The 2,650-nt window shown below is 45.0% G+C and carries 1 protein-coding gene and 2 pseudogenes; 1 reads left to right on the top strand and 2 read right to left on the bottom strand.

Annotation, left to right across the window (positions count from 1 at the left end; translation table 11 throughout):
• Window positions 1-376, bottom strand: a pseudogene (locus LC574_RS34910) (ferritin-like domain-containing protein); the annotation flags it as partial.
• The gene (locus LC574_RS34905) at window positions 357-557 is read right to left on the bottom strand and encodes a hypothetical protein (protein WP_229458198.1); all 201 of its coding nucleotides are present in this window, start codon (window positions 555-557) and stop codon (window positions 357-359) included. The gene LC574_RS34905 and the pseudogene LC574_RS34910, both read right to left, overlap by 20 nt.
• Here LC574_RS34905 and LC574_RS34900 point away from each other — a divergent pair.
• Window positions 527-2,512: pseudogene (locus LC574_RS34900) on the top strand (efflux RND transporter permease subunit); the annotation flags it as partial. The gene LC574_RS34905 and the pseudogene LC574_RS34900 sit on opposite strands and share 31 nt — an antisense overlap.
• Window positions 2,513-2,650: the final 138 nt, after the last annotated feature.

Genomic DNA, 2,650 nt, shown 5'->3' with positions numbered 1-2,650 from the left:
ACTCTTCAAAGCCAAAGCGCGTAAAGACTGGTTCAAGATTTTGGGGAACTTCAATAGGTTGACGTTCTGGTATTTGGATGCCGTAACAGTCAATTAATGTTTGTAGTAGGCGGGCGTGGCGTAATTCTTCTTTACCTTGGAGAGCGATCGCATTTTGTAAAATAGGATCACTCACCATCGCTGCGTAACCACTAACTATTGCTCCGGCTTGTCGCTCTGTATCCAGAGCTTTATCCCAGAAGGGAATACTGCGTAGCAAAGTCAAGGCTGTATCGTCCAAATCTGGCCATGGCAGATTCTCAGGCTCGTATTCCCTGTAGCTTTCCATAAAGCTCTGGCAGAATAATTCCTTATGCTCAACAGAACCAAGTTTCATCTTTGAAGTTTCCTTTTGTATTAAAGATTGGGTCATATCTGAGTGACAATAAGTAATATTGCTGTTTAGTACTAACCAAAACTCGCAAACCGAAGGTGATTGCTGTAGCATGACTAAATAATTGTGTCACCCACACGATAATTTTCCAAGATGGTAAAGCTTGATCGCTCAAAATCCGCACGAGAAGTCTTCAATATTTCTAAATTGGCGATTCAATTTTCGTGGCTGACGGTGAGTTTTTGGATTGCCGTAACAGTAGCTGGTGTTCTGGCTTTCAGTTCCCTCAAGTATGCCTTGTTTCCAGATATTACCTTTCCAGTGGTGGTTGTGAATGCTACAGCCCCCCTGACAACTGCCCTGGATACAGAGGCGAAACTCACCCAACCCTTAGAAGAACGCCTCCGCTCTCTAGAAGGACTGGAGAATATCCGTTCATCCACTTATCCTAGTCAAACAGCCGTTGCCCTTTCTTTCGCCGTTGGGACGAATTTAGAAACATCGACCAAAGAAGTTGAAACTGCCCTCAAGCAGTTGACTCTACCTCAAGGGGCGACTTCTAAAATTATTCCCCTGAATTTGAATGAGTCAGCCGCCATTAGTTATGCCATTGAGAGTCCCACGCGGAATCTTACGGATTTGACAAAGTTAGCGAAAGACGAGATTGTGAGTGCGATCGCTAAACTTCCAGGTGTTCTGAAAGTCTCACTGTTGGGTGGTGCTACTGCAACTCCTCCCCTAAATCCATTGAATACGAGTGCAGTTATCCCCCAAGCAGGGGCAACATTAGTCAGGTTTAACGGGCAAGATGCACTCGCATTTCAGGTAATCAAACGTGGCAGTGCTAACACTTTGGAAGTAGTGAGTCGAGTTGAAAAAGAAGTCCAAAGGCTGCGGTCTAGTCTGAAGGATGTCAAACTCACTTTAGCTTCTACTCAAGCAGAATATATCCGTCGAGCCACACAATCAACAATTGATGCGCTGATGGAAGCAGTCTTGTTATCCATCGTAGTAATTTTTCCTTTTTTATGGAATTGGCGAGCCACCCTAATCTCTGCCTTGGCGATTCCTACGTCTTTGTTGGCGACGTTTATCGTTATGGCGATTTTCGGCTTTAACCTGGAAACAATTACCCTGCTGGCTTTAGCTTTGGTGATTGGTAGTATTGTTGATGATGCGATCGTTGATGTGGAAAACATCATGCGACACGTAGATGATGGGGAAACTCCTCGCCAAGCAGCGCTTTTAGCTACAAATGAGATTGGGTTGACAGTCACCGCCGCCACTTTGACAGCAGTAGCGGTTTTTCTGCCCATAGGTTTGATGGGCGGGGTAATCGGTCAGTTTTTTAAGCCTTTTGGCATCACTGTTTCAGCAGCGATGCTCGCTTCTATGCTAGTTGCTCGGACTTTATCTCCAGTGCTGGCTATCTACTGGCTGAAACCTAAATCCTCCCTCTCCCCGCGTCGAGAAGCAAAAATATCGGTAGCGTTTACTCAATTTTACAGAAACTTGCTGAGTTGGTCTTTGAATCACCGTAAGATAGTTATTGGGATAGCTGTACTCAGCTTCATCGCAGGTATAGCACTGATTCCACTAATTCCCAAAGGCTTTATTCCTAAACTTGATCGCGGCGAATTCAATATTGCTTATACGGCTCCTTTGCCGAGTATCCCCGATTTGGCAAGTAAGGGAGCAGGGGGAGAAAGAATAAGTAATACCCAATGCCCAATGCCCAATGCCCAATGCCCAATGCCCAATGCCCAATTCCCAATTCCCAATCCCTTGACCGATTCTCTTGAGGTTGCGAAGAAACTAGAAGAGGTTGTAAGAAAATCACCGGCAGTGGAAACGGTATTTACTACTGTTGGTTCCCGTGAGGGTGAGCCGAACAAAGGGATACTATATGTAAAATTAAAGCGCGATCGCACAATCACTACTGCGGAACTACAAGACCAATTCCGCTCCTCATTACCGACTCTTTCTGGGGTAACTACTAGTGTCGAAGATATTCAATTTGTTGATTCTGGCGGTCAAAAACCCCTCCAGATAGCTTTACGCGGTAATGATCTCCAAGCTTTAAGCAAAGCAGTCAAAGCAATTAAAGAGAGAATTCAGAAACTACCCGGATTCGCTGATGATACACCAAAAGAAGCGTTAGATCACCTTTATACTGAATGGAAACGTCGCAACTTTCCGAACGAACAACTACGTGTGCTGAAATTAGGCGAAATCGTACATTGTGAAACCGCCACATAAAGCGTGGCGGTTCAGACT

The sequence above is a fragment of the Nostoc sp. CHAB 5715 genome (assembly GCF_020829685.1).
Taxonomy (GTDB): Bacteria; Cyanobacteriota; Cyanobacteriia; order Cyanobacteriales; family Nostocaceae; genus Nostoc.
Note: the sequence above shows the minus strand (reverse complement) of the source record. Positions and strands in the feature narration are given on the sequence as shown.